At 56.1% G+C, this 26,839-nt stretch carries 22 protein-coding genes; 16 read left to right on the top strand and 6 right to left on the bottom strand.

All coding sequences use genetic code 11. From position 1 onward, the window contains the following. Positions 1-4 precede the first annotated feature (4 nt). From PGR79_RS17105 to leuL, 6 genes are all read right to left on the bottom strand, one after another. Entirely contained in the window at positions 5-2,038 is a 2,034-nt protein-coding gene (locus tag PGR79_RS17105; protein WP_395226961.1) for an FAD-dependent oxidoreductase, read from the bottom strand. Positions 2,039-2,407: 369 nt separating this feature from the next. Further along, positions 2,408-3,013, bottom strand: coding sequence for a 3-isopropylmalate dehydratase small subunit (gene leuD / locus PGR79_RS17110; RefSeq protein ID WP_087860895.1), 606 nt, complete (start codon positions 3,011-3,013; stop codon positions 2,408-2,410). A 10-nt stretch (positions 3,014-3,023) separates the two neighbouring features. Further along, positions 3,024-4,424 (bottom strand): 3-isopropylmalate dehydratase large subunit, encoded by a 1,401-nt coding sequence (gene leuC, locus PGR79_RS17115; RefSeq protein ID WP_047065212.1) that lies wholly within the window; start codon positions 4,422-4,424, stop codon positions 3,024-3,026. Between the two features lie 2 nt (positions 4,425-4,426). After that, on the bottom strand, positions 4,427-5,518 hold the full coding sequence (leuB, locus tag PGR79_RS17120) for a 3-isopropylmalate dehydrogenase (protein WP_015368262.1): 1,092 nt from the start codon (positions 5,516-5,518) through the stop codon (positions 4,427-4,429). Next, complete coding sequence (gene leuA, locus PGR79_RS17125; RefSeq protein WP_087860894.1) at positions 5,518-7,089, bottom strand: 2-isopropylmalate synthase; 1,572 nt, start codon at positions 7,087-7,089, stop codon at positions 5,518-5,520. The genes leuB and leuA overlap by 1 nt, the downstream gene beginning before the upstream one ends. A 93-nt stretch (positions 7,090-7,182) precedes the next feature. Further along, on the bottom strand, positions 7,183-7,269 hold the full coding sequence (gene leuL / locus PGR79_RS17130; RefSeq protein WP_020079614.1) for a leu operon leader peptide: 87 nt from the start codon (positions 7,267-7,269) through the stop codon (positions 7,183-7,185). A gap of 604 nt (positions 7,270-7,873) precedes the next feature. Between leuL and leuO the strand changes: the two genes are divergently transcribed. The 16 genes from leuO to PGR79_RS17210 all read left to right on the top strand — a co-directional run bounded on the left by leuO (position 7,874) and on the right by PGR79_RS17210 (position 26,838). Next, positions 7,874-8,842: a transcriptional regulator LeuO gene (gene leuO, locus PGR79_RS17135; RefSeq protein WP_015368259.1), complete on the top strand. Its 969-nt coding sequence runs from the start codon at positions 7,874-7,876 to the stop codon at positions 8,840-8,842. Positions 8,843-9,232: 390 nt separating this feature from the next. Next, the gene (gene ilvI, locus PGR79_RS17140) at positions 9,233-10,957 is read left to right on the top strand and encodes an acetolactate synthase 3 large subunit (RefSeq protein WP_087860893.1); all 1,725 of its coding nucleotides are present in this window, start codon (positions 9,233-9,235) and stop codon (positions 10,955-10,957) included. Positions 10,958-10,959: 2 nt separating this feature from the next. Then, positions 10,960-11,451, top strand: coding sequence for an acetolactate synthase small subunit (gene ilvN / locus PGR79_RS17145; protein ID WP_015368257.1), 492 nt, complete (start codon positions 10,960-10,962; stop codon positions 11,449-11,451). 197 nt (positions 11,452-11,648) lie between these two features. Next, complete coding sequence (cra, locus tag PGR79_RS17150; protein WP_430922124.1) at positions 11,649-12,653, top strand: catabolite repressor/activator; 1,005 nt, start codon at positions 11,649-11,651, stop codon at positions 12,651-12,653. A gap of 638 nt (positions 12,654-13,291) precedes the next feature. Next, on the top strand, positions 13,292-13,750 hold the full coding sequence (gene mraZ, locus PGR79_RS17155; protein ID WP_015368255.1) for a division/cell wall cluster transcriptional repressor MraZ: 459 nt from the start codon (positions 13,292-13,294) through the stop codon (positions 13,748-13,750). Position 13,751: 1 nt separating this feature from the next. Then, positions 13,752-14,693, top strand: coding sequence for a 16S rRNA (cytosine(1402)-N(4))-methyltransferase RsmH (rsmH, locus tag PGR79_RS17160; RefSeq protein ID WP_015368254.1), 942 nt, complete (start codon positions 13,752-13,754; stop codon positions 14,691-14,693). Further along, positions 14,690-15,055, top strand: a complete 366-nt coding sequence (ftsL, locus tag PGR79_RS17165) for a cell division protein FtsL (RefSeq protein WP_015704398.1) — start codon at positions 14,690-14,692, stop codon at positions 15,053-15,055. Before rsmH ends, ftsL begins: the two co-directional genes overlap by 4 nt. Positions 15,056-15,070: 15 nt before the next feature. Beyond that, positions 15,071-16,837, top strand: a complete 1,767-nt coding sequence (locus PGR79_RS17170) for a peptidoglycan glycosyltransferase FtsI (RefSeq protein WP_087860891.1) — start codon at positions 15,071-15,073, stop codon at positions 16,835-16,837. Further along, entirely contained in the window at positions 16,824-18,311 is a 1,488-nt protein-coding gene (murE, locus tag PGR79_RS17175) for a UDP-N-acetylmuramoyl-L-alanyl-D-glutamate--2,6-diaminopimelate ligase (protein ID WP_015368250.1), read from the top strand. Before PGR79_RS17170 ends, murE begins: the two co-directional genes overlap by 14 nt. Next, positions 18,308-19,666: a UDP-N-acetylmuramoyl-tripeptide--D-alanyl-D-alanine ligase gene (gene murF, locus PGR79_RS17180; protein WP_430922126.1), complete on the top strand. Its 1,359-nt coding sequence runs from the start codon at positions 18,308-18,310 to the stop codon at positions 19,664-19,666. The genes murE and murF overlap by 4 nt, the downstream gene beginning before the upstream one ends. Then, a complete protein-coding gene (mraY, locus tag PGR79_RS17185; protein ID WP_087860888.1) occupies positions 19,660-20,742 on the top strand; it encodes a phospho-N-acetylmuramoyl-pentapeptide-transferase in 1,083 nt (360 codons plus the stop codon). The genes murF and mraY overlap by 7 nt, the downstream gene beginning before the upstream one ends. A gap of 2 nt (positions 20,743-20,744) precedes the next feature. Then, positions 20,745-22,061 carry a UDP-N-acetylmuramoyl-L-alanine--D-glutamate ligase gene (gene murD, locus PGR79_RS17190; RefSeq protein WP_308959159.1) on the top strand — a complete coding sequence of 439 codons (1,317 nt, stop codon included), beginning with the start codon at positions 20,745-20,747 and terminating at the stop codon, positions 22,059-22,061. Then, the gene (ftsW, locus tag PGR79_RS17195) at positions 22,061-23,335 is read left to right on the top strand and encodes a cell division protein FtsW (protein WP_015368247.1); all 1,275 of its coding nucleotides are present in this window, start codon (positions 22,061-22,063) and stop codon (positions 23,333-23,335) included. The genes murD and ftsW overlap by 1 nt, the downstream gene beginning before the upstream one ends. Beyond that, on the top strand, positions 23,332-24,402 hold the full coding sequence (gene murG, locus PGR79_RS17200; RefSeq protein ID WP_113374414.1) for an undecaprenyldiphospho-muramoylpentapeptide beta-N-acetylglucosaminyltransferase: 1,071 nt from the start codon (positions 23,332-23,334) through the stop codon (positions 24,400-24,402). Before ftsW ends, murG begins: the two co-directional genes overlap by 4 nt. A gap of 47 nt (positions 24,403-24,449) precedes the next feature. Next, the gene (murC, locus tag PGR79_RS17205) at positions 24,450-25,925 is read left to right on the top strand and encodes a UDP-N-acetylmuramate--L-alanine ligase (protein WP_020079611.1); all 1,476 of its coding nucleotides are present in this window, start codon (positions 24,450-24,452) and stop codon (positions 25,923-25,925) included. Further along, positions 25,918-26,838: a D-alanine--D-alanine ligase gene (locus PGR79_RS17210; protein WP_045390016.1), complete on the top strand. Its 921-nt coding sequence runs from the start codon at positions 25,918-25,920 to the stop codon at positions 26,836-26,838. Before murC ends, PGR79_RS17210 begins: the two co-directional genes overlap by 8 nt. Position 26,839 lies beyond the last annotated feature (1 nt).

Raw genomic sequence — 26,839 nt, forward strand, 5'->3', positions numbered from 1 at the left:
ATCCTCAATATGTTAAAAATGGAATCTGTTGCGCTTCGCGATTGCCGAGTACGCCCATGTCTTCGAGTATTTCCAGCACGTTGCGGCCTTCGCGCACGCCGTCAATAATTCGCCGGGCCGACAGGCTGTCGCCGATATTCATGATTTTTACGTTGTTGTCGGCGGCCCACTGGGCGATGTCGTCGAGACCTGCGCGGTTGGCGCGCATTCCCAGGCACACAAAGCCGTAGTCGAAGGGAATATCGAACGTGCCGTTGATGGTATTAACGGTGAAATGGTCTGGAGCGACGGCGGTTAATCGGGTCTGCATGTGTTGCTCCACCTGGTGTTCTTCCAGCATGGTCAACATCGCGTTTTTGGTAATAATGTCGAGGTCCTGTCCCGGCGCGTCCTGCATTTCAATCAGCACCGTTTCGGCGCCGCGCGCGGAGAAGTATTCGATGACGTCCAGGCCGACGGCGCCGCCGCCAACCACCACGATGCGTTTACCTGCGGCATCGGCAAAGGTGTCAAGGTGTTCAATCATGCCGGTTATTGAGAACAGGCAGCCACCCTTGACGTCAATGTTCTCGCGCAGGCCGTCGATCGGCGGCAGTAGGGGAACCGAGCCGGTGGCGTTAACGATGAGCTGTGGATGCAGCGCGGCGACTGAAGCGACGTCGGCGCGTTTACCGACCTGCAGCATCAGATTACTGAGCCCGGAAAGGCGGTTTTTCATAAACTGCGGGAAATCGGCGATGCGCTTTTTCTCCGGCAGCAGCGCAATGGTGCTGGCCAGTCCGCCAACGTGGCTTTTCTCTTCCAGCAGCCAGGTGTTGCAGCCGACTTCCGCGGCGGTGCAGGCGGCTTCCATTCCGGCCGTGCCGGCGCCGATCACCACGACGTTGGTTTCGCGCGAAACACGCTGCTGCTTATAAGCGTCGCCGTGGATGATGTCCGGGTTGATCGAGCAGCGCAGCGGGCGAGAGCGGGCGATGCGGTGATCCGCGCAGCCGATATTACAGGAGATGCATTTGCGCATCAGACGCTCATTGCCGCTTTGTACTTTCTGCACCCATTCAGGCTCGGCAATCAACCCACGACCAATGGCGATCAGATCGGCATCGCCGGTCGCGAGGATATCTTCGGCGATTTTTGGCGAACGAATGTTGCCGGCGATCACCGTCGGCTTATGGAATTTGTCGCGTACCGCGCGGGAGAGATAGCGCTTCCAGCCATCTTCCAGCGACATCTGGTCGATTTGCAGGTTCAGGTTATCGTTCTGCGCGGCAGAGACGTTAATAATGTCGACTTTGTCCTGACACAGTTCGAGGATGCGCAGCGAATCTTCCAGCGTGTTGCCGCCCTTTAAGAAATCGTCGGCGCTGATGCGCAGACTTATTGGGAAACGCGGCCCGACGCAGGCGCGAACCTTATCGATAATCAGGCTTAATATGCGGGTGCGGTTTTCGATACTACCGCCGAATTCGTCGGTACGTTTATTAAATAGCGGCGATAAAAACTGGCTAATTAAATAGGAGTGGCCGCCATGAATTTCTACACAGTCAAAACCGGCGCGGCGTACGCGCTCCGCGGCGTCGCCAAATTTGTCTACCGCGTGATAAATTTCTTCATGGGTCATTGGCCGCGGAATATTACCGTGCTTTTTCGACGGCGTGCTGGAAGCGGAAAGCGGCGTCTGCCCATTCAGGCGATAAGCATAAGCCGAAGCGCCAGCGTGATTTAGCTGAATCGCTACGCAGGCGCCGTGTTTATGAAGGGTTTCGGTTAATTTAAACAGACGCGGAATATATTGATCGTTATCGATACGTAACTGCGTCGTGCCATTGGAGGCGAAGGGAAAATCGATGCAGATATTTTCCACGGTAATGAGCCCGGTACCGCCTTTCGCCCGCAGTTCGTAGTATTCAAGCTGTTCCTGCGAGACTTCGCCATTCAGGGTGGCCATATTGGTACCCATCGGCGGCATGATAATGCGATTTTTTATGGTCATCCCGTTGATAGTTAGCGGGCTGAATAGATGAGGATAGTGGCTCATTTAGGCTCTCCACAAGAACGGCAGGCGGCCCACGTTGTGAAGCAGGCGACGTGACGTATCTAAAGTTAATATTTCTCTGTCAGGAAAGATAACGAGCCGGGGAGGGGAAAAATAATGCTTTTTTTTGTGCTGAGCTATAGGGGTTTTCTATGGAGTTAACCGTTAATTCACATATTGGACGGTTTGTTTTAAATACTTCTGCTGATTATTTACTTGTCATTGTGGATCTATACAAAAATAGCCCGGCAACGCCGGTATAAATGCACGATGAGGTACGGGAAGGATAAATTTATCTATAAATTATACGTAATAATAGGCGCCGGAGAGAAACACAAAGAGAAAGCCCGGCTTGTTCGCCGGGCTTGAAGGTTAGTTCATAAAGGCGGGCTGTTGGCGCTCGTAGGCGGAAATCGCCTCTTCATGCTGCAGCGTCAGGCCGATGCTATCCAGACCGTTGAGCATGCAGTGGCGGCGGAAGTCGTCGATTTTAAAGCTGTAGGTTTTATCCCCGGCTTTAACCACCTGCGCTTCAAGATCCACTTCAAAGCGGATGCCCGGGCTCGCCTGTACCAGCTTGAACAGCTCGTCCACCTGCTCATCGCTGAGCGTCACCGGCAGCAGTTGGTTATTGAAGCTGTTACCGTAAAAGATATCGGCAAAGCTTGGCGCAATCACCACTTTGAAACCGTAATCGGTCAACGCCCACGGCGCGTGCTCGCGCGAGGAGCCGCAGCCGAAGTTTTCACGCGCCAGCAGGATAGACGCCCCTTTATATTGCGGGAAGTTCAGTACGAACTCCGGGTTTGGTTGCTGCCCCTGGTCGTCGAGAAAACGCCAGTCGTTAAACAGGTGCGCGCCAAAGCCGGTACGCGTTACTTTCTGCAGGAACTGCTTAGGAATGATCGCATCGGTATCGACGTTTGCGGCATCCAGCGGAACCACCAGGCCAGTATGTTGGGTAAATTTCTCTGCCATGATGGTCTCCTTATTTCAAGTTACGAATATCGGCGAAATGGCCGGTCACCGCTGCCGCCGCGGCCATTGCCGGGCTGACTAAATGAGTGCGTCCACCGCGGCCTTGACGGCCTTCAAAGTTACGGTTGCTGGTAGAGGCGCAACGTTCGCCGGGATTCAGGCGGTCGTTGTTCATCGCCAGGCACATGGAGCAGCCCGGTAAGCGCCACTCAAAACCGGCGTCGATGAAAATCTTATCCAGACCTTCGGCTTCCGCCTGCGCTTTCACCGGGCCGGAGCCGGGAACCACCAGCGCCTGTACGCCCGGCGCCACTTTACGCCCTTTGGCGATTTCCGCCGCCGCGCGTAAATCTTCGATTCGCGAGTTAGTGCAGGAACCGATAAAGACTTTATCGATCGCGACCTCGGTCAACGGCACGCCGGATTTCAGCCCCATATAGGCCAGCGCTTTTTCGGCGCTGGCGCGCTCGACCGGATCGCTGAACGATGCCGGATCCGGGATAATATCGGTGACGGAGATGACCTGGCCGGGATTGGTACCCCAGGTGACCTGCGGCGCAATCTCTTCTGCCTGCAGCGTCACCACGGTATCGAAGGTGGCGTCATCGTCGGTTTTCAGCGTTTTCCAGTATTCCACCGCGTCGGCGAAATCCTGGCCCTTCGGCGCGTGCAGGCGGCCCTGCACGTAATTGAAGGTGGTCTCGTCCGGCGCGACCAGACCCGCTTTGGCGCCCATTTCGATTGCCATATTGCACAGAGTCATACGGCCTTCCATGCTCAGGTCGCGAATGGCTTCGCCGCAGAATTCGACCACGTGACCGGTACCACCGGCGCTACCGGTTTTGCCGATGATAGCCAGCACGATGTCTTTCGCGGTAATGCCCGGCGCCGCTTTGCCACGAACTTCGATTTTCATCGTCTTCGCGCGACCCTGTTTCAGGGTCTGGGTCGCCAGTACATGTTCAACTTCAGAGGTGCCGATACCGAACGCCAGCGCGCCGAATGCGCCGTGAGTGGCGGTATGGGAATCGCCGCATACGATGGTCATCCCCGGCAGGGTGACGCCCTGTTCCGGGCCCATGACGTGTACGATGCCCTGGAATGGGTGATTTAAGTCATACAGCTCAACGCCAAACTCTTTGCAATTCTTAATCAGCTCCTGCATCTGAATACGGGCCATTTCGCCGGAGGCGTTGATATCTTTGGTCTGCGTTGAGACGTTGTGATCCATGGTGGCGAACGTTTTGCCCGGCTGGCGCACCGGACGACCGTGCGCGCGCAGACCGTCAAACGCCTGCGGAGAGGTGACTTCGTGCACCAGATGGCGGTCGATATACAGCAGTGGGGTTTCGTTCTGCGCTTCGTACACCACGTGCGCATCAAACAATTTTTCGTATAAGGTCTTCGCCATGATTACACCCCTTCCGCGACATAGCGGGCAATGATATCGCCCATTTCATCTGTACTGACAGCCGCCGTACCGCGCGCTAAGTCGCCGGTACGAATGCCTTCTTCTAATGCGCGGTTGATAGCGCGTTCAATGGCGCTCGCCGCGTCGCCCGCGTCCAGGCTGTAGCGCAGCAGCAGCGCCAGCGACAGGATTTGCGCAATCGGGTTGGCGATATTTTTGCCCGCGATGTCCGGCGCCGAGCCGCCCGCCGGTTCATACAGGCCAAAACCTTGCTCGTTGAGGCTGGCGGACGGCAACATGCCCATAGAGCCGGTGATCATCGCGCACTCGTCGGACAGGATGTCGCCAAACAGGTTGGAGCACAGCAGGACATCGAACTGCGACGGATCTTTGATGAGCTGCATAGTGGCATTATCGATATACATATGCGCCAGCTCGACGTCCGGATACTCTTTGCCAATCTCGTTGACGATTTCGCGCCACAGGATAGAAGACTGCAGGACGTTGGCTTTATCGATTGACGTCACTTTGTGACGACGCTTGCGCGCCGATTCAAAGGCAATGCGCGCGATACGCTCGATTTCAAAGCGGTGGTATACCTCGGTGTCGAAGGCTTTTTCATGCTGGCCGCTGCCTTCACGGCCTTTCGGCTGACCGAAGTAAATGCCGCCGGTCAGTTCGCGCACGCACAGAATGTCGAAGCCGTTGGCGGCGATATCGGCGCGCAGCGGGCAGAACGCTTCCAGCCCCTGATACAGTTTAGCCGGGCGCAGGTTGCTGAATAATTTGAAGTGCTTACGCAGCGGCAGCAGCGCGCCGCGCTCCGGCTGCTCGGCCGGCGGCAGATGTTCCCACTTCGGGCCGCCGACGGATCCGAACAGAATCGCGTCAGCCTGCTCGCAGCCATCAACGGTGGCTTGCGGCAGCGGCATGCCCTGACGGTCGATGGCGATGCCGCCAACGTCGTACTGGCTGGTGGTGATACGCATTGAAAAACGGTTACGAACGGCTTCCAGTACTTTCATCGCCTGGTTCATCACTTCCGGGCCAATTCCATCACCCGGCAAAACGGCAATATGATAATTCTTCGACATTACACGGTTTCCTTGTTGTTCTCTTTATTCTGAGCTTGGCGTTGCAATTCTTTTTCGACTTCGGCGGCGCGCCAGATATTGTTCAGCACGTGTACCATCGCTTTTGCTGACGATTCGACGATATCGGTCGCCAGACCGACGCCATGGAAGCGGCGACCGTTGTATTCCACAACAATGTCCACCTGACCCAGCGCATCTTTGCCGTGGCCTTTGGCGCTTAAGCCATACTTCACTAAGTCGATGTTGTAGTCCGTCACGCGGTTGATCGCCTGGTAGATAGCGTCAACCGGGCCGTTGCCATTGGCGGCTTCGGTTTTGATTTCATCACCGCAGGCCAGCTTGATAGAGGCGGTAGCGATATCGCTGGAGCCAGACTGGACGCTGAAGTAGTCGAGACGGAAATGCTCTGGTTCTTCCTGCTGTTTGTTAATGAAGGCCAGCGCCTCCAGGTCGTAGTCGAAGACCTGGCCCTTTTTATCCGCCAGCTTCAGGAAGGCGTCATACAGATGATCCAGGTTGTAGTCGCTCTCTTTGTAGCCCATCTCTTCCATACGGTGTTTCACCGCCGCGCGGCCGGAGCGTGAAGTCAGGTTCAGCTGTACCTGGTTCAGGCCGATGGATTCCGGGGTCATGATTTCGTAGTTTTCGCGGTTCTTCAGCACGCCATCCTGATGAATACCGGAAGAGTGGGCGAAGGCGCCGGTACCGACGATAGCTTTGTTAGCCGGGATCGGCATATTGCAGATTTGGCTGACGGTCTGGCTGGTACGCCAGATTTCGTGGTGATTGATGTTGGTGTGCACGTTCATAATGTCTTTGCGCACTTTGATCGCCATGATCACTTCTTCCAGCGCGCAGTTGCCGGCGCGTTCGCCGATACCGTTCATCGCGCCTTCTACCTGACGCGCGCCAGCGTGGACGGCGGCGAGGGCGTTGCCGACGGCGATGCCTAAATCATCATGGGTGTGGACTGAAATAATCGCTTTATCAATGTTTGGTACGCGTTCGTACAGGCCGCTGATGATGTTGGCGTATTCAAACGGCATGGTGTAGCCGACGGTATCCGGGATATTAATGGTCGTGGCGCCAGCGCGGATAGCCGCTTCGACAACGCGAGCCAGATCGTCGATCGGCGTACGGCCTGCGTCTTCACAGGAAAATTCGACGTCATCGGTATAGTTACGCGCGCGTTTCACCATGTAAATAGCGCGCTCGATGACTTCATCCAGCGTACTGCGCAACTTGGTGGCGATGTGCATCGGTGAGGTGGCGATGAAGGTGTGAATACGGAATGCTTCCGCCACTTTTAAGGATTCCGCCGCCACGTCGATATCTTTCTCAACGCAGCGCGCCAGCGCGCACACGCGGCTATTTTTGATGGTGCGAGCGATGGTCTGCACCGATTCAAAATCGCCTGGGGAAGAAACCGGGAAACCGACTTCCATCACATCGACGCCCATACGTTCAAGGGCCATGGCTATTTGCAGCTTCTCTTTCACGCTCAGGCTGGCCTGTAACGCTTGTTCCCCATCACGTAAGGTCGTATCGAAAATAATGACTTGCTGGCTCATGGTTTAGATCCTTAATCTGTTGCCTGGCGCCTTGCTTCGAGCATAAAAAAACCCGCGCAATGGCGCGGGTTTAGTGTCTTGCTGGAAGATGACTTAACGCTGAACGTCGCCCAACAGCCTACCGCGCACAATGGATGCGTTTAGTAGTAGTAGGCTGGTGAAGCGAGTAGTGCGAATCATGCGTCATACTCCAGTTGAAATCGATATGCTTTTAGAGTTACTGGATAGCGGTTTTGATGTCAACCCCAGGCAAGATAAAAACTGTTTTTCACAAGCCTGGTGAATTAGCTAATTGTGCTGGATTATCCCTTGTTTCGCCGACGATCCTATTTGAGACATTTATCTGCCTCTGGAAAAATAAAACAATTAGAAAAAATTTTTATCATAAAGGGGGGCGATAAAGACAGGAGGGAGGAATGTGCTTATCTTAATGAAACATAAGGGATTAGTGGTGTTGTCGTTGCTGGTTTTGAGAATTTTAGGCGAGAGGAAGGATAACAAAGTGTTAATTAATAGCAGAGGGAAAATAGATAGTTAATTGATACTTAAATTGCAATTAACTAATAGTGGTGTTGTTTATTCCTGTGATCTATGGGTACACTTTATATCATCAAGTAAATGATATGTTTTAGGCGGGTTCCGGTGATGTCCTGTGAGGTTTTTCGTCGCTACTCATAACCTTGATATATTCCTAAAATTCAACTTTACCCTTTTGCAGATTTAATATGCATGATAAATGCTATTGTCTTAATTAATTACTGCACTTTGGTAAAAGGAATTTAGCGTGACGGTGGAGTTAGATATGTTAATTGAAAATACTGAATATAAATCAGCCCCGGGACAGGAAGTCGTTAAACCACAACTGCGGATGGTGGATCTCAACCTGCTGACCGTCTTTGATGCGGTGATGCAGGAACAAAATATTACCCGCGCGGCCCATACTCTCGGCATGTCCCAACCGGCGGTAAGTAACGCGGTATCTCGTCTTAAGGTGATGTTTAATGATGAACTGTTTGTTCGCTATGGGCGCGGCATTCAGCCAACGGCGCGGGCATATCAGCTGTTTGGCTCGGTACGCCAGGCATTGCAACTAGTGCAAAATGAGCTGCCGGGTTCCGGTTTTGAACCGCTGAGTAGCGAACGCGTATTTAACCTCTGCGTTTGTAGCCCATTGGATAATTACTTAACCTCGCTAATATTTAATAAAGTTGGTGAAATCGCGCCAAATATTCATCTGGTCTTTAAATCAGCGCTACATCAAAACACCGAACATCAGCTGCGTTATCAGGAAATTGAATTTGTTATCGGCTATGAAGAGTTTCGTCGTCCTGAGTTCGCCTGCATACCTTTATTCAAAGATGAAATGGTTCTGGTTGCCAGCCGTAAACATCCGCGTATTTCCGGGCCGTTAACGGAAGCGGATATTTATCAGGAAGAGCACGCGGTCGTCGCATTGGATCGTTATGCGTCATTTAGCCAGCCGTGGTATGACTCCGTAGATAAACAATCCTGTATCGCTTATCAGGGCAATGCCATGGTCAGCGTATTAAATGTAGTTTCGCAAACCCACATGGTGGCGATAGCGCCACGCTGGTTAGCCAATGAATTCGCGGATAAATTAGACCTGCAGATATTACCGCTGCCGCTGAAGGTAAATAGCCGCACCTGCTTCCTCTCCTGGCACGAAGCGGCCGGTCGCGATAAAGGCCATCAATGGATGGAAGAGTTACTGGCGAATATCTGCCAGCGCTAATTGCCGTTATCTACAAAGGGGAGCGAAAGCTCCAGCTTATCTGAATAAATAGCCAAAAAGCAGAATATTATTCTGTTTATCACCGCGGGTTCTCGCAACCCGACGGTGAAAAATGGATGATTTTCTGCCGTAAGCCATTTTCCCCGAGTATTGGCTGTCTCATTTTGCTATTCATGAAGCAATCCTCCATATATTTCTCCAGATGCTTTCTTTTCTGCTTTTGAGACCCGCTGCAGACCCCGGCAGGCGAATTGCCTGCCTGTTGGCGAGCAGTTATGGTAATGCACAGCAAGTCGTTCACCTCAATGCGCTGCCGCTGGCGGCGCATCATACGACGCGCGCGGAAAATGACTTCCGCCGTCGTGAAAACAATAAGCCTGGAGGCAAACCATGGAGATGTTGTCAGGAGCCGAGATGGTCGTCCAATCGCTTGTCGATCAGGGCGTCAAGCAAGTATTCGGCTATCCCGGAGGCGCAGTCCTCGATATCTATGATGCATTACATACCCTCGGCGGCATTGACCATGTGCTGGTGCGCCATGAGCAGGCGGCGGTGCATATGGCCGACGGGCTGGCGCGCGCGACTGGCGAAGTCGGGGTGGTGCTGGTGACCTCCGGCCCGGGAGCGACAAACGCTATTACCGGTATTGCAACGGCTTACATGGATTCTATTCCGCTGGTCATTCTTTCCGGGCAGGTCGCGACCTCGCTGATTGGCTACGATGCCTTCCAGGAGTGCGATATGGTGGGGATCTCGCGGCCGGTGGTCAAACACAGCTTCCTGGTGAAACAGACTGAAGATATTCCAGGTATTCTAAAGAAAGCGTTCTGGCTGGCCGCCAGCGGCCGTCCTGGGCCCGTGGTGGTCGATTTGCCGAAGGATATTCTTAATCCGGCGAAGAAGCTGCCTTACGTTTGGCCGGATGCGGTTAGCATGCGTTCCTATAACCCGACCACCAGCGGTCATAAAGGGCAAATTAAACGCGCGCTGCAAACGCTGGTGGCGGCGAAAAAACCGGTCGTATACGTTGGCGGCGGGGCAATCAATTCGCAGTGTGAAGCGCAGCTGCGTACGTTGGTCGAAAAGCTGAAGCTACCGGTGGTCTCTTCATTAATGGGTTTAGGCGCTTTTCCGGCGACTCATCAGCAGGCGCTGGGGATGTTGGGGATGCACGGTACCTATGAAGCCAACATGACTATGCATCATTCTGACGTTATTTTTGCAGTTGGCGTCCGCTTTGACGATCGCACCACCAACAATTTGGCTAAGTATTGCCCGAACGCCACGGTGCTGCATATTGATATCGATCCCACGTCGATCTCCAAGACCGTCCCGGCGGATGTGCCGATCGTCGGCGACGCGCGTCAGGTGCTTGACCAGATGTTTGATCTGCTTGAACAGGAAGAGAGCCAGCAGCCGCTGGATGAGATCCGCGACTGGTGGCAGCAGATCGAACAGTGGCGTTCCCGCCATTGCCTGCAATACGACACGCAAAGCGGCAAGATCAAACCGCAGGCGGTGATTGAGGCTATCTGGCGCCTGACCAACGGCGACGCTTACGTGACTTCCGACGTCGGCCAGCATCAGATGTTCGCCGCGCTCTATTATCCATTTGATAAACCAAGACGTTGGATTAACTCCGGCGGCCTCGGCACGATGGGCTTTGGTCTGCCTGCGGCGCTGGGCGTGAAGATGGCGCTACCGCATGAAACCGTTATCTGCGTGACCGGGGACGGCAGCATCCAGATGAACATTCAGGAGCTTTCCACCGCCCTGCAGTACGAACTGCCGGTACTGGTATTGAACCTGAATAACCGTTACCTCGGGATGGTGAAGCAGTGGCAGGATATGCTCTATTCCGGCCGCCATTCGCAGTCCTATATGGAATCGCTGCCGGACTTCGTGCGCGTCGCTGAGGCTTATGGCCACGTCGGTATTCGCATCAGCGAGCCGCAAGAGCTGGAGGCTAAACTGGCGGAAGCGCTGGAGCAGGTGCGTAATAACCGTCTGGTGTTCGTTGATGTTACGGTTGATGGTAGCGAGCATGTTTACCCCATGCAGATCCGCGGCGGCGGCATGGACGAAATGTGGTTGAGCAAAACGGAGAGAACCTGATTATGCGCCGGATATTATCTGTATTACTGGAGAACGAATCGGGGGCATTATCCCGGGTGATCGGCCTGTTTTCCCAACGCGGCTACAATATTGAAAGCCTGACGGTAGCGCCAACCGACGATCCGACGTTGTCCCGCATGACCATCCAGACGGTGGGCGACGAAAAAGCCATTGAGCAGATCGAAAAGCAATTACATAAGCTGGTGGACGTGCTGCGGGTCAGCGAACTGGGCCAGGGCTCCCACGTCGAGCGTGAAATCATGCTGGTGAAAGTGCAGGCCAGCGGTTATGGCCGCGAAGAGGTGAAACGCAACACCGAGATATTTCGCGGGCAGATTATTGATGTCACGCCTTCTATCTATACCGTGCAGCTTGCCGGAACCAGCGATAAGCTGGATGCCTTCCTGGCCTCCTTGCGCGACGTCGCGCGCATTGTTGAAGTGGCGCGCTCCGGAGTGGTCGGCCTGTCGCGCGGCGATAAAATCATGCGCTAAACGCTGAAAAAATGACGTAAAAATAGCCCGGCACAAACTGTCGGGTTATTTTTTTGCGAATTCCGTAGGAACTGTGGACGAAAGCGGTTGCCGCGCTAACTATTCTGCGTTTAGATGTTATAAAAATGGATCTCTATACTCTAATGAGTATATCTATTTAATGGTTGTTTTTTGTACTTCTTACCCAAGGGGCAATTGTGAAACTGGATGAAATCGCCCGGCTGGCCGGTGTTTCAAGAACCACCGCGAGCTATGTGATTAATGGCAAAGCGAAGCAGTATCGCGTCAGCGATAAAACGGTCGAGAAGGTGATGGCGGTGGTGCGCGAGCATAACTACCACCCGAATGCGGTCGCTGCTGGCCTGCGCGCAGGACGCACGCGTTCAATTGGTCTGGTGATCCCGGATCTCGAGAATACCAGTTATACCCGTATTGCGAACTGTCTGGAGCGTCAGGCGCGTCAGCGCGGCTACCAGCTGCTGATCGCCTGCTCGGAAGATCAGCCGGATAACGAAATGCGCTGTATTGAGCATCTGCTGCAGCGCCAGGTGGATGCCATTATCGTTTCGACTTCATTGCCGCCTGAGCATCCATTCTATCAGCGCTGGGCGAACGATCCTTTCCCGATTGTCGCGCTCGACCGCGCGCTCGATCGTGAACACTTTACCAGCGTCGTCGGCGCGGACCAGGACGACGCTGAAATGCTCGCCGCCGAGCTGCGCAAATTCCCCGGTGACAATGTGCTGTATCTGGGAGCGCTGCCGGAGCTGTCGGTAAGCTTCCTGCGCGAGCAGGGGTTCCGTTCGGCGTGGAAGGATGACCCGCGGGAAGTGAACTTCCTCTATGCCAACAGCTATGAACGCGAAGCCGCGGCCCAGCTGTTTGAAAAGTGGCTGGAAACGCATCCGATGCCGCAACTGCTGTTCACCACCTCTTTCCCGCTGCTGCAGGGCGTGATGGACGTCACGCTGCGCCGTGAAGGCAAACTGCCATCCGAACTCGCCATCGCCACCTTCGGTGATAACGAACTGCTCGATTTCCTGCAGTGTCCGGTGCTGGCAGTTGCGCAGCGTCACCGCGACGTTGCCGAGCGTGTTTTAGAGATTGTACTGGCAAGCCTGGATGAACCGCGTAAGCCAAAACCAGGCTTAAGCCGTATTCGTCGTAACCTTTATCATCGCGGAAGTTTGAATCGCCGCTGATCCATTAGCGAAAAAAGATTAAGATTCTTCGTAGGTTATTCGCCAGATGGATTAGCATCTGGCGATAATCCATACAATTTACGTAGAGATTCGTAAATCTATTCGCTTTCAGACAAATCCCTAAACTTCTTTACGCCTTATTTTGTTTTATTCCTGAGAAAGATTTTTTTGTATCCAAATGGTGCAAGAAAATGCGCAATGCCATCTGTTAGTATTATTTTGTTACATTCATCGGAATAATTGCTGAATTAACAATCGCTTTATCCTGCCTTCATCGCCGTTGAGAGCGTCAGGCCGCGGCACAAGTGCTTCTCCGTCCACAACAGGCACTGTTAACGGACATCAGAATGGCCTAAAATGCCGCTCGCGTCGCAAACTGACACTTTATATTTTCCCGCTGAAGATATTTTGTCGCTTTTAACTGTTACGAGTTTGTTGGTTATTTTCTTACACGTATTCATAACGTTAATTTGCCTCGTTTGTTGGTGATTTATTCATCAGGGCTAATATCGGCTGTAAATAATGGGTTTTTGCGCTCCGTTGGCATTAGTGCTGGCTTGACAAGCTTTTCCTCCGCTCCGTAAACTCCTTTAGGTGGGAATTTGTGGGGTAAAGTGGCGAAAAGGGGTGAGGCTGGCATGTTCCGTGGAGCAACGTTAGTCAATCTCGACAGTAAAGGCCGTTTGGCCGTACCGACGCGCTACCGCGACGGGCTGATCGAGGATGCTTCTGGTCAAATGGTGTGCACCATTGACATTCATCACCCGTGCCTGCTGCTTTATCCTTTGCCTGAATGGGAAATCATCGAGCAAAAATTGTCGCGTTTGTCGAGCATGAATCCCGTTGAGCGGCGCGTACAGCGTCTGCTTTTGGGGCATGCCAGCGAATGTCAGATGGATAGCGCCGGACGATTGCTAATCGCGCCGGTGCTGCGGCAACATGCCGGGCTGACAAAAGAAGTGATGCTGGTCGGACAGTTTAATAAATTTGAACTGTGGGATGAAACGACCTGGTATCAACGGGTCAAGGAAGATATCGACGCTGAGCAGTCCGCTACCGGTGAACTGTCGGAGCGCCTGCAGGATTTGTCTTTATAAAATGATGGAAAATTTTAAACACACTACGGTACTTCTGGATGAAGCCGTTAACGGCCTGAATATTCGTCCAAATGGTATCTACATTGATGGAACCTTTGGCCGCGGTGGTCACTCGCGTCTGATCCTCTCCCAACTGGGGGCGGAAGGGCGCCTGCTGGCAATCGATCGCGACCCAACGGCTATTGCCGTTGCGCAAACCATCGATGACCCACGCTTTTCCATCGTACATGGTCCTTTCTCGCAGCTGGCTGACTACGTCGCCGAGCGCAATCTTACCGGCAAGATCGACGGTATTCTCCTCGATCTTGGCGTTTCTTCACCGCAGCTGGACGACGCGGAACGCGGATTCTCCTTTATGCGCGATGGTCCGCTGGACATGCGCATGGATCCGACTCGCGGTCAGTCCGCCGCCGAATGGTTACAGACCGCCGAAGAAGCCGACATCGCCTGGGTAATCAAAACCTTTGGCGAGGAGCGTTTCGGTAAACGTATCGCGCGCGCGATCGTTGAACGTAACCGCATTGAGCCGATGACCCGTACTAAAGAGCTGGCGGAAGTTATCGCGGCGGCGACGCCGGTGAAAGATAAGCACAAACATCCCGCTACCCGTACCTTCCAGGCGGTGCGCATTTGGGTGAACAGTGAACTGGAGGAGATAGAGCAGGCGCTAAAAAGCTCGCTCGGCGTGCTGGCCCCCGGCGGCCGGCTGTCGATTATCAGTTTCCATTCGCTGGAAGACCGCATTGTGAAGCGCTTTATGCGTGAACAAAGTCGCGGTCCGCAGGTTCCAGCGGGGATCCCGATGACTGAAGAGCAGCTCAGGAAACTGGGCGGCCGTCAGTTGCGAGCACTAGGCAAGTTGATGCCGGGCGAAGAAGAGGTGGCAGAGAATCCACGCGCCCGTAGTTCAGTGCTGCGTATCGCAGAGAGGACGAACGCATGATCGGCAGAGTGACAGTAGCCTTAAGCAAAGTTAAAGGATCGTTAGGAAGCAACGAGCGCCATGCCTTGCCTGGCGTTATCGGGGACGATCTTCTGCGGTTTGGGAAGCTGCCACTCTGCCTGTTCATTTGCATCATCATAACGGCAGTGACCGTGGTGACGACGGCGCACCATACCCGTCTGTTAACCGCGCAGCGTGAACAATTAGTTCTGGAGCGTGACGCTCTGGATATTGAATGGCGCAACCTGATCCTCGAAGAGAACGCCCTTGGCGATCACAGTCGGGTTGAGCGGATCGCGACAGAGAAGTTGCAGATGCAACACGTTGATCCATCACAAGAAAATATAGTGGTACAGAAATAAGGATTATTGCGACGCATGAAAGCAGCGCCGAAAACGCCAAAAGCAAAACGTCAGGAAGAACAGGCCAACTTTATCAGTTGGCGTTTTGCGTTGCTGTGCGGATGTATTTTAATCGCTCTCGCCTTCCTGCTTGGCCGCGTCGCGTGGCTGCAGGTGGTGAGTCCGGATATGCTGGTGCGTCAGGGAGATATGCGTTCCCTGCGTGTGCAGGAAGTGTCAACCGCGCGCGGCATGATTACCGACCGCTCCGGCCGCCCGCTGGCAGTCAGCGTGCCGGTAAAAGCCATCTGGGCCGACCCGAAAGAGCTGCATGATGCGGGCGGTGTGACGCTTGATAACCGCTGGAAAGCGTTAGCCGATGCGCTGAATATGCCGCTGGACCAGCTGGCATCGCGCATCAACAGCAACCCGCGGATGCGTTTTATCTATCTGGCGCGTCAGGTGAACCCTGACATGGCCGACTACATCAAAAAACTGAAGCTGCCGGGGATACATCTGCGCGAGGAGTCTCGCCGTTATTATCCGTCAGGCGAAGTAACCGCTCACCTCATTGGCTTTACCAACGTCGATAGCCAGGGGATCGAGGGGGTTGAGAAAAGCTTCGATAAGTGGCTAACCGGCCAGCCGGGCGAGCGTATCGTGCGTAAAGACCGCTATGGCCGCGTGATTGAAGACATTTCTTCCACCGACAGCCAGGCGGCGCATAACCTCGCGCTGAGCATCGACGAACGCCTGCAGGCGCTGGTGTATCGTGAACTGAATAATGCGGTGGCGTTCAACAAAGCGGAATCAGGCACTGCCGTTTTGGTCGACGTCAACACCGGTGAAGTGCTGGCGATGGCCAACAGCCCGTCGTACAACCCAAATAATTTCGCGGGTACGTCCAAAGATACCATGCGTAACCGCGCCATCACCGACGTATTTGAACCGGGTTCAACGGTGAAGCCGATGGTGGTGATGACGGCGCTGCAGCGCGGCATCGTCAATGAAAATACCGTGCTGAATACCATTCCATATCGAATTAACGGCCACGAAATCAAAGACGTGGCGCGCTACAGCGAATTGACCCTGACCGGGGTGCTACAGAAGTCGAGTAACGTCGGCGTTTCTAAGTTGGCGTTAGCGATGCCGTCCTCAGCGTTAGTAGATACTTACTCACGTTTTGGGCTTGGAAAGGCGACCAATTTGGGGTTGGTCGGAGAACGCAGTGGCTTATATCCTCAAAAACAACGGTGGTCTGACATAGAGAGGGCCACCTTTTCTTTCGGCTACGGGCTAATGGTAACACCGTTACAGTTAGCGCGAGTCTACGCAACGATTGGCAGCTACGGCATCTATCGCCCGCTGTCGATTACCAAAGTTGATCCACCGGTGCCGGGCGAGCGCGTATTCCCGGACTCACTGGTACGTACCGTCGTTCACATGATGGAAAGCGTGGCGCTTCCCGGCGGCGGCGGCGTGAAAGCAGCGATCAAAGGCTATCGTATCGCGATTAAAACCGGTACGGCGAAAAAAGTGGGGCCGGATGGCCGCTACATCAACAAATATATTGCTTACACCGCAGGCGTTGCGCCCGCCAGCCACCCGCGTTTCGCGTTGGTGGTGGTGATCAACGACCCGCAGGCAGGTAAATACTACGGTGGCGCCGTTTCCGCGCCGGTGTTCGGTGCCATCATGGGCGGCGTATTGCGCACCATGAACATCGAACCGGATGCGCTGGCAACGGGCGAAAAAAGTGAATTTGTGATTAATCAAGGCGAGGGAACAGGTGGCAGATCGTAATTTGCGCGACCTTCTCGCTCCGTGGGTGCCAAATGCGCCGGAGCGAATTCTGCGAGAGATGACGCTGGACAGCCGCGTGGCGGCGTCCGGCGACCTCTTTGTCGCGGTACAGGGTCATCAGGCGGACGGGCGTCGTTATATCCCGCAGGCGATAGCGCAAGGTGTTGCTGCCATTATTGCTGAGGCGCAGGGCGAGGCCGCAGACGGCGAAGTTCGCGAGATGCACGGCGTGCCGGTCATCTACCTGAGCCAACTGAACGAGCGGTTATCCGCGCTAGCCGGGCGTTTTTACCAACAACCTTCGCAGCAGATGCGTCTGGTGGGCGTCACCGGTACTAACGGTAAAACCACGACTACGCAGCTGTTGGCGCAGTGGGCGAAACTGCTCGGCGAAACCAGCGCGGTGATGGGGACCGTCGGTAACGGCCTGCTGGATAAAGTAGTGCCGACCGAGAACACCACCGGCTCTGCGGTTGATGTTCAGCACGTGCTTTCCGGCCTGGTAGGGCAGGGGGCGACTTTCGGCGCGATGGAAGTCTCTTCTCACGGCCTGGTGCAGCACCGCGTGGCGGCGCTGCAGTTTGCCGCCTCGGTGTTTACCAACCTGAGCCGTGACCACCTCGACTACCATGGCGACATGGAACATTACGAAGCGGCGAAATGGCTGCTCTATTCCACCCACCATTGCGGCCAGGCCATCGTCAACGCTGACGATGAAGTCGGGCGCCGCTGGCTGGCGAAACTGCCGGATGCGGTGGCGGTGTCGATGGAAGATCATATCAATCCGAACTGCCACGGCCGCTGGCTGAAGGCGACCGCGGTCAACTATCACGACAGCGGCGCGACCATTCAGTTTGACTCGAGCTGGGGCAAAGGCGAAATCGAAAGCCGCCTGATGGGCGCCTTTAACGTCAGCAACCTGCTGCTGGCGCTGGCGACGCTGCTGGCGCTGGGCTATCCGCTGGCGGATCTGCTGAAAACCTCTTCGCGCTTACAGCCGGTGTGCGGCCGTATGGAAGTGTTCAGCGCGCCGGGCAAACCGACCGTGGTGGTCGATTACGCCCATACGCCTGACGCGCTGGAAAAAGCGCTGCAGGCCGCGCGTCTGCACTGTAGCGGCAAGCTGTGGTGCGTCTTCGGCTGCGGCGGCGACCGCGACAAGGGCAAACGCCCGCTGATGGGCGCTATCGCGGAAGAGTTTGCCGATATCGTGGTCGTGACTGACGATAACCCGCGTACCGAAGAGCCGCGGGCGATTATCAACGACATTCTGGCTGGCATGCTTGATGCCGGGCAGGTGAAGGTGATGGAAGGCCGCGCGGAAGCGGTGACCGGCGCGGTGATGCAGGCGAAAGCGAACGACGTTGTGCTGGTAGCGGGCAAAGGCCACGAAGACTATCAGATCGTCGGTAACCGCCGTCTGGATTACTCCGACCGCGTTACCGTTGCGCGTCTGCTGGGAGCGGTAGCATGATTCGCTTTACATTAAGCCAGCTCGCCGCTATCACCCGCGGCGAACTGCAGGGTAGCGATATCGCTATCGATGACGTGACGTCCGATACCCGCAAAGTCACGGCGGGTTGCCTGTTTGTGGCGCTGAAAGGCGAGCGTTTCGACGCGCATGATTTTGCCGAACAAGCGAAAGCGGCGGGCGCAGGCGCGCTGCTGGTAAGCCGCCAACTGGCCTGCGATTTACCGCAGGTGGTAGTGAAAGATACCCGTCTGGCTTTTGGCGAGTTAGCGGCCTGGGTGCGTCAGCAGGTGCCGACCCGCGTGGTGGCGCTGACTGGTTCGTCCGGTAAGACCTCGGTCAAAGAGATGACCGCGGCGATCCTCAGCCAGTGCGGTAATACGCTGTATACCGCCGGTAACCTGAATAATGATATCGGGGTACCGATGACGCTGCTGCGTCTGAACAAAGATCACCAGTATGCGGTGATTGAACTTGGCGCCAACCACCAGGGCGAAATCGCCTGGACCGTCAGCCTGACGCGTCCGGAAGCGGCGCTGGTCAACAACCTCGCCGCCGCGCACCTCGAAGGCTTCGGCTCGCTGGCGGGCGTGGCGAAGGCCAAGGGTGAAATCTTTACCGGCCTGCCGCAAAACGGCACCGCGATTTTGAATGCCGACAACAATGACTGGCTGAACTGGCAGAGCGTGATTGGCGATCGCAAAGTGTGGCGCTTCTCGCCGAACGCGGCGAACAGCGACTTCACGGCGACCAACGTACATATCACCAGTCATGGCACCGAATTTACGCTGCAGACCCCGTTCGGCAACGTCGGCGTACTGCTGCCGCTACCGGGGCGCCATAACATCGCTAACGCGCTGGCGGCAACTTCGCTGGCGATGGCGGTAGGCGCCGATCTGGCCGCGGTGAAAACCGGGCTGGCGCAGCTGCAAGCGGTGCCGGGACGTCTGTTCCCGATCCAACTGGCGGAAAACCAGCTGCTGCTGGATGACTCCTACAACGCCAACGTCGGTTCGATGACCGCCGCGGTACAGGTACTGGCGGAAATGCCGGGCTTCCGGGCGATGGTGGTCGGCGATATGGCTGAACTCGGTGCGGAAAGCGCGGCGTGTCATCGCGAAGTTGGCGAAGCGGCGAAAGCGGCGGGGCTGGATTGCGTCCTCAGCGTCGGTTCCCTGAGCGCGGATATCAGCAGCGCCAGCGGCGTGGGCGAACATTTTAACGATAAAGCCGCCGTCGTAGCTCGCCTGCGCGAGCTGCTGGCAGAGCATAAAATCATGACCATTTTAGTGAAGGGTTCACGTAGTGCCGCTATGGAAGAGGTAGTACGCGCATTACAGGAGATTGCGACATGTTAGTATGGCTGGCCGAACATCTGGTCAAATATTATTCCGGCTTTAACGTCTTTTCTTATTTGACGTTTCGCGCCATCGTCAGCCTGCTGACCGCGCTGTTCATCTCTCTGTGGATGGGCCCGCGCATGATCGCCCGTCTGCAAAAAATGTCCTTCGGCCAGGTCGTTCGTAACGATGGTCCGGAGTCCCACTTCAGCAAACGCGGTACCCCAACCATGGGCGGGATCATGATCCTTACCGCGATTACCGTTTCCGTCCTGCTGTGGGCTTATCCGTCAAATCCATACGTCTGGTGCGTGCTGACGGTATTAATCGGCTACGGCATCATCGGGTTTGTTGATGATTATCGTAAAGTCGTGCGCAAAGACACCAAGGGTCTGATTGCCCGCTGGAAGTATTTCTGGATGTCGGTGATTGCGCTGGGCGTGGCGTTCGCGCTGTATCTGGCGGGGAAAGATACCCCGGCGACCGAACTGGTTGTGCCGTTCTTTAAAGACGTGATGCCGCAGTTAGGACTGTTTTACATCCTGTTGGCTTACTTCGTTATCGTTGGTACCGGCAACGCGGTCAACCTGACCGACGGCCTCGACGGCCTGGCGATTATGCCGACCGTCTTCGTCGCCGCCGGTTTTGCGCTGGTGGCGTGGGCCACCGGGAACATGAACTTCGCCAACTACCTGCACATTCCTTATCTGCGTCACGCCGGGGAACTGGTTATCGTCTGTACGGCGATTGTCGGCGCAGGTCTGGGCTTCCTGTGGTTCAACACCTACCCGGCGCAGGTCTTTATGGGCGACGTCGGTTCACTGGCGCTCGGCGGCGCGCTGGGCATTATCGCCGTACTGCTGCGCCAGGAGTTCCTGCTGGTGATTATGGGCGGCGTTTTCGTCGTGGAAACCCTGTCGGTTATCCTGCAGGTCGGCTCGTTCAAGCTGCGCGGTCAGCGCATCTTCCGTATGGCGCCGATTCACCACCACTATGAACTGAAAGGCTGGCCGGAACCGCGCGTTATCGTGCGCTTCTGGATTATTTCGCTGATGCTGGTGCTGATTGGCCTGGCGACGCTGAAGGTACGTTAATCATGGCAGATTATCAGGGTAAAAAAGTCGTCATTATTGGGCTGGGCATGACCGGCCTGTCATGCGTGGACTTTTTCATGGCGCGCGGCGTAACCCCGCGCGTGATGGATACCCGCGTCGCCCCTGCCGGGCTTGAGAAGCTACCGGAAGCCGTTGAGCGCCACGTTGGCGGCCTTAACGACGACTGGCTGCTGGCGGCGGATCTGATTGTCGCAAGCCCGGGGATTGCTCTGGCGCACCCTTCACTGAGCGCGGCGGCCGACGCTGGCGTGGAAATCGTCGGTGATATCGAGCTGTTTTGCCGCGAGGCGCAGGCGCCGATTATCGCCATTACCGGCTCTAACGGAAAAAGCACCGTCACTACCCTGGTGGGCGAGATGGCGAAGGCGGCGGGTGTGAACGTCGGCGTTGGCGGCAATATCGGCCTGCCGGCGCTGATGCTGCTGGATCCGGCGCGTGAACTGTACGTGCTTGAACTTTCCAGTTTCCAGCTGGAGACCACCTCCAGTTTGAAAGCCGTCGCGGCCACCATCCTCAACGTGACTGAGGATCATATGGACCGCTATCCGCTGGGGCTGCAGCAGTACCGCGCGGCGAAGCTGCGGGTCTATGAAAATGCTAAAACCTGCGTGGTGAATGCCGATGACGCGCTGACCATGCCGGTACGCGGCGCTGACGAACGCTGCGTCAGCTTCGGCGTCGATGTTGGCGACTATCACCTTAATCGCCAGCAGGGCGAAACCTGGCTGCGGGTGAAGGGTGAGAAAGTGCTGAACGTGAAAGAAATGACCATCAGCGGCCAGCACAACTACAGCAATGCCCTGGCGGCGCTGGCGCTGGCGGATGCCGCGGGCTTACCGCGCGCCAGTAGCCTGAAGGCGCTCACCACCTTCACCGGCCTGGCGCACCGTTTCCAGCTGGCGCTGGAGCATAACGGCGTGCGTTGGATCAATGACTCCAAGGCGACCAACGTCGGCAGTACCGAGGCGGCGCTGAACGGCCTGCATCTCGACGGCACGCTGTATCTGCTGTTGGGCGGCGACGGTAAATCCGCCGACTTTACGCCGCTGAAACGCTATCTTGGCGGCGAGAACGTTCGTCTGTACTGCTTCGGCCGCGACGGCGCTCAACTGGCGGCGCTGCGTCCGGAAATTGCGGTACAAACCGAAACCATGGAACAGGCGATGCGGCAGATCGCTTCGCAGGTCAAATCAGGCGATATGGTCTTACTGTCGCCAGCCTGCGCGAGCCTGGACCAGTTTAAAAACTTTGAACAACGGGGCGATATCTTTACCCGTCTGGCGAAGGAGTTAGGTTGATGCGTTTCTCTCTCCCACGCCTGAAAATGCCACAGCTGGGCTTGCCCCGGTTGAAGCTGCCGCGACTGCCGGGGATGTTTATTTTTGCCTGGCTCTTCGCCGCGCTGAAAGGTTGGGTGATGGGCTCGCGCCCGAAAGATAACGATAGCCTGGTCATGTATGACCGGATGCTGTTGTGGCTGACCTTCGGCCTGGCGGCGATCGGTTTTATCATGGTGACTTCGGCATCGATGCCGGTCGGACAGCGTCTGGCGAACGATCCGTTCCTGTTTGCTAAGCGTGATGGGCTGTACATTGTACTGGCCTTCGCGCTGGCGATGATTACGCTCCGTCTACCGATGGAGTTCTGGCAGCGCCACAGCACCGCAATGCTGATCGCCTCGATTGTGATGCTGCTGATCGTACTGGTGGTGGGGAGCTCGGTTAACGGCGCCTCGCGTTGGATCGCGCTCGGGCCGCTGCGCATTCAGCCAGCGGAGTTTACCAAGCTATCGCTGTTCTGCTACATCGCCAACTATCTGGTGCGTAAAGCGGATGAGGTGCGTAACAACCTGCGCGGCTTCTTAAAACCGATGGGCGTGATTTTCGTACTGGCGATTTTGCTGCTGGCGCAGCCTGACCTCGGTACGGTAGTCGTACTGTTCGTGACCACGCTGGCGATGTTGTTCCTGGCCGGCGCGAAACTCTGGCAGTTCATCGCCATTATCGGCATGGGGATCTCGGCGGTGGTGCTGCTGATCCTCGCCGAACCGTATCGTATTCGCCGTGTCACCTCCTTCTGGAACCCGTGGGAAGACCCGTTTGGCAGCGGCTATCAGCTGACCCAGTCGCTGATGGCCTTTGGCCGCGGCGAGATGTGGGGACAGGGTCTCGGCAACTCGGTACAGAAACTGGAGTATTTGCCGGAAGCGCATACCGACTTCATCTTCGCGATTATCGGCGAAGAACTCGGTTATATCGGTGTGGTACTCGCGCTTTTAATGGTATTCTTCGTCGCCTTTCGCGCCATGTCGATTGGCCGTAAAGCGCTGGAGATTGACCACCGCTTCTCCGGCTTTTTGGCCTGTGCTATCGGCGTGTGGTTTAGCTTCCAGGCGTTGGTTAACGTCGGGGCGGCGGCGGGAATGCTGCCGACCAAAGGTCTGACCCTGCCATTGATTAGTTATGGTGGTTCCAGTCTGCTGATTATGTCGACGGCCATTATGTTTTTATTGCGAATAGATTATGAAACGCGCCTCGAGAAAGCGCAGGCGTTTACACGGGGTGTTCGATGAGCGGTCAGGAAAAGCGGTTAATGGTGATGGCGGGCGGCACTGGCGGACACGTGTTCCCGGGGCTGGCGGTCGCGCACCATTTAATGGACCAGGGCTGGCAGGTTCGCTGGCTGGGCACCGCCGATCGTATGGAAGCGGATTTAGTGCCGAAACACGGCATTGATATCGATTTTATTCGCATCTCCGGCCTGCGTGGCAAAGGGATAAAAGCGCAACTGTTAGCGCCGGTGCGGATCTTCAACGCCTGGCGACAGGCGCGGACGATCATGAAGCGTTTCCAGCCGGATGTGGTGCTGGGCATGGGCGGTTATGTTTCCGGGCCTGGCGGTCTGGCGGCATGGTCGCTCGGGATCCCTGTGGTGCTGCATGAACAAAACGGGATTGCCGGCCTGACCAATAAATGGCTGGCGAAGATTGCGAAGAAAGTGATGCAGGCGTTTCCCGGCGCCTTCCCGCACGCAGATGTCGTCGGGAATCCGGTGCGTACTGACGTTCTCGCACTACCGCTGCCGGGACAGCGTCTGGTGGGGCGGCAGGGGCCGATTCGCGTGCTGGTGGTCGGCGGCTCTCAGGGCGCGCGTGTACTGAACCAGACTATGCCGCAGGTGGCCGCGAAGCTCGGCGATACGGTGACTATCTGGCATCAGAGCGGGAAAGGTGGCATGGATACCGTGCGCCAGGCGTACGCCGCCGCCGGTCAGCCGCAGCATAAAGTGACTGAGTTTATTGATGATATGGCGGCAGCCTATGCCTGGGCCGATGTGGTTGTTTGTCGTTCTGGCGCGCTGACGGTCAGCGAAATTGCCGCCGCAGGTTTACCGGCGTTGTTCGTCCCGTTCCAGCACAAAGATCGTCAGCAGTACTGGAATGCGCTGCCGCTGGAAAAAGCCGGCGCAGCGAAAATTCTCGAACAACCCGAGTTCACGGCGGATGCCGTGGCGGCCACCCTGGCCGGTTGGGATCGGGAAACCCTGATGGATATGGCGGAACGAGCGCGTGGCGCTTCGATTCCGGATGCTACCGAGCGGGTAGCGGAAGAGGTCAGCGCCGTAGCTTTGGCGCGCTAATCGCGGTGATTTTCACCGCCCGAATAAAGAAGTTGATGGCGTAAAGAATGAATACACAAGATTTGGCAAAACTGCGTTCCATAGTGCCCGAGATGCGTCGCGTTCGGCACATTCACTTTGTCGGCATCGGCGGTGCCGGTATGGGCGGTATTGCCGAAGTGTTGGCGAATGAAGGCTACCAGATTAGCGGCTCCGATCTCGCGCCGAATCCGGTGACTCAGCAATTGTCGCAGCTTGGCGCCACCATTTATTTCAACCATCGCCCGGAAAACGTGCGCGATGCCAGCGTTGTCGTGGTGTCCAGCGCGATCTCCGCGGATAACCCGGAAATCGTCGCCGCGCACGAAGCCCGCATTCCGGTGATCCGCCGCGCGGAAATGCTGGCGGAACTCATGCGTTTCCGTCACGGGATTGCGATTGCCGGTACGCACGGCAAAACCACGACCACCGCGATGGTATCCAGCATTTACGCCGAGGCCGGCCTCGATCCGACCTTCGTCAACGGCGGGCTGGTGAAGGCGGCGGGCGTGCATGCTCGTCTTGGCCATAGCCGCTATCTGATTGCGGAAGCGGATGAGAGCGATGCGTCGTTCCTGCATCTGCAGCCGATGGTCGCCATTGTGACCAACATCGAAGCTGACCATATGGATACTTACCATGGCGACTTCGAGAACCTGAAGCAGACCTTTATTAACTTCCTGCACAACCTGCCGTTCTACGGGCGCGCGGTGATGTGCGTGGATGACCCGGTGATTCGTGAACTGCTGCCGCGCGTTGGCCGCCAAATCACCACCTACGGTTTTAGCGATGACGCCGACGTACGCATTGAAGAGTATCGCCAGGTCGGCGCGCAGGGCCATTTCCGCCTGGTACGCCAGGATAAAGAGGTCATGCAGGTGACGCTGAACGCGCCGGGTCGCCATAACGCGCTCAACGCTGCCGCGGCCGTTGCCGTCGCGACGGAAGAAGGCATTGAAGATGAGGCGATTCTGCGCGCGCTGGAAAGTTTCCAGGGCACCGGCCGCCGCTTCGACTTCCTTGGCGAATATCCGCTGGCGGAAGTCAACGGCAAGAGCGGTAGCGCGATGCTAATCGACGATTACGGTCATCACCCGACGGAAGTTGACGCCACTATCAAAGCGGCGCGTGCCGGCTGGCCGGATAAAAATCTGGTGATGGTATTCCAGCCGCACCGTTATACCCGTACTCGCGATCTGTACGATGATTTCGCCAACGTGCTGACCCAGGTTGATGCGCTGCTGATGCTGGATGTGTATCCGGCGGGCGAAGCGCCGATCCCTGGCGCCGATAGCCGCTCGCTATGCCGTACGATCCGCGGTCGCGGCAAAGTTGACCCGATTCTGGTTTCCGATCCGGCGCAGGCCGCGGAGATGCTGGCGTCGGTATTGACCGGCGACGATCTGGTGCTGGTGCAGGGCGCCGGTAACATAGGAAAAATCGCGCGTCACCTGGCTGAAATCAAACTGGTACCGCAAAAAACGGAGGAGGACCGACATGGCTGATAAAATCGCGGTTCTCTTCGGCGGAACCTCCGCTGAACGTGAAGTCTCGCTGAACTCAGGCGCGGCGGTGTTAGCCGGGCTGCGTGAAGGCGGGGTGGATGCCCACCCGGTCGATCCGCGCGACGTTGATATCACCCAGCTGAAAAACATGGGCTTTCAGAAAGCGTTTATTGCCCTGCACGGGCGCGGCGGCGAAGATGGCACGCTGCAAGGCCTTCTGGAACTCATTCAACTGCCGTACACCGGCAGCGGCGTAATGGCTTCCGCTATTTCGATGGATAAACTGCGCAGCAAATTACTGTGGCAGGGGGCGGGATTACCGGTCGCGCCGTGGGTTGCATTGACTCGTGCCCAGTTCAACGCAGGACTTTCTGCTGGCGTTTCTGAGCAGATTGCGGCGCTGGGGCTGCCGGTTATCATCAAGCCGAGCCGCGAAGGGTCCAGCGTCGGCATGTCGAAAGTTAGCGAAAGTTGTGCAATGCAGGATGCATTGGCGCTGGCTTTTCAGCATGATGATGAAGTTCTGATTGAGAAATGGCTCAGTGGCCCGGAATTTACCGTCGCTATCGTCGGTGAAGAAATTTTACCGTCAATTCGTATCCAGGCGGCTGGAACCTTCTATGATTATGAGGCGAAGTATCTCTCTGATGAGACGCAATATTTCTGCCCTGGTTTTGAGGAACCCGCCCGCGAGACAGAAATCCAGAGCCTGGTGCTTAAAGCCTGGAATGTTCTGGGTTGCAAAGGATGGGGACGTATTGACGTGATGCTGGACAGCGATGGCCAGTTTTATCTGCTGGAAGCGAACACCTCACCGGGTATGACTAGTCATAGTCTGGTGCCGATGGCGGCCCGCCAGGCGGGGATGAGCTTCTCGCAGCTTGTTGTACGAATTCTGGACCTGGCGGGGTGAT

This window comes from Klebsiella sp. 141161 (assembly GCF_050600815.1).
Taxonomy (GTDB): Bacteria; Pseudomonadota; Gammaproteobacteria; order Enterobacterales; family Enterobacteriaceae; genus Klebsiella; species Klebsiella aerogenes.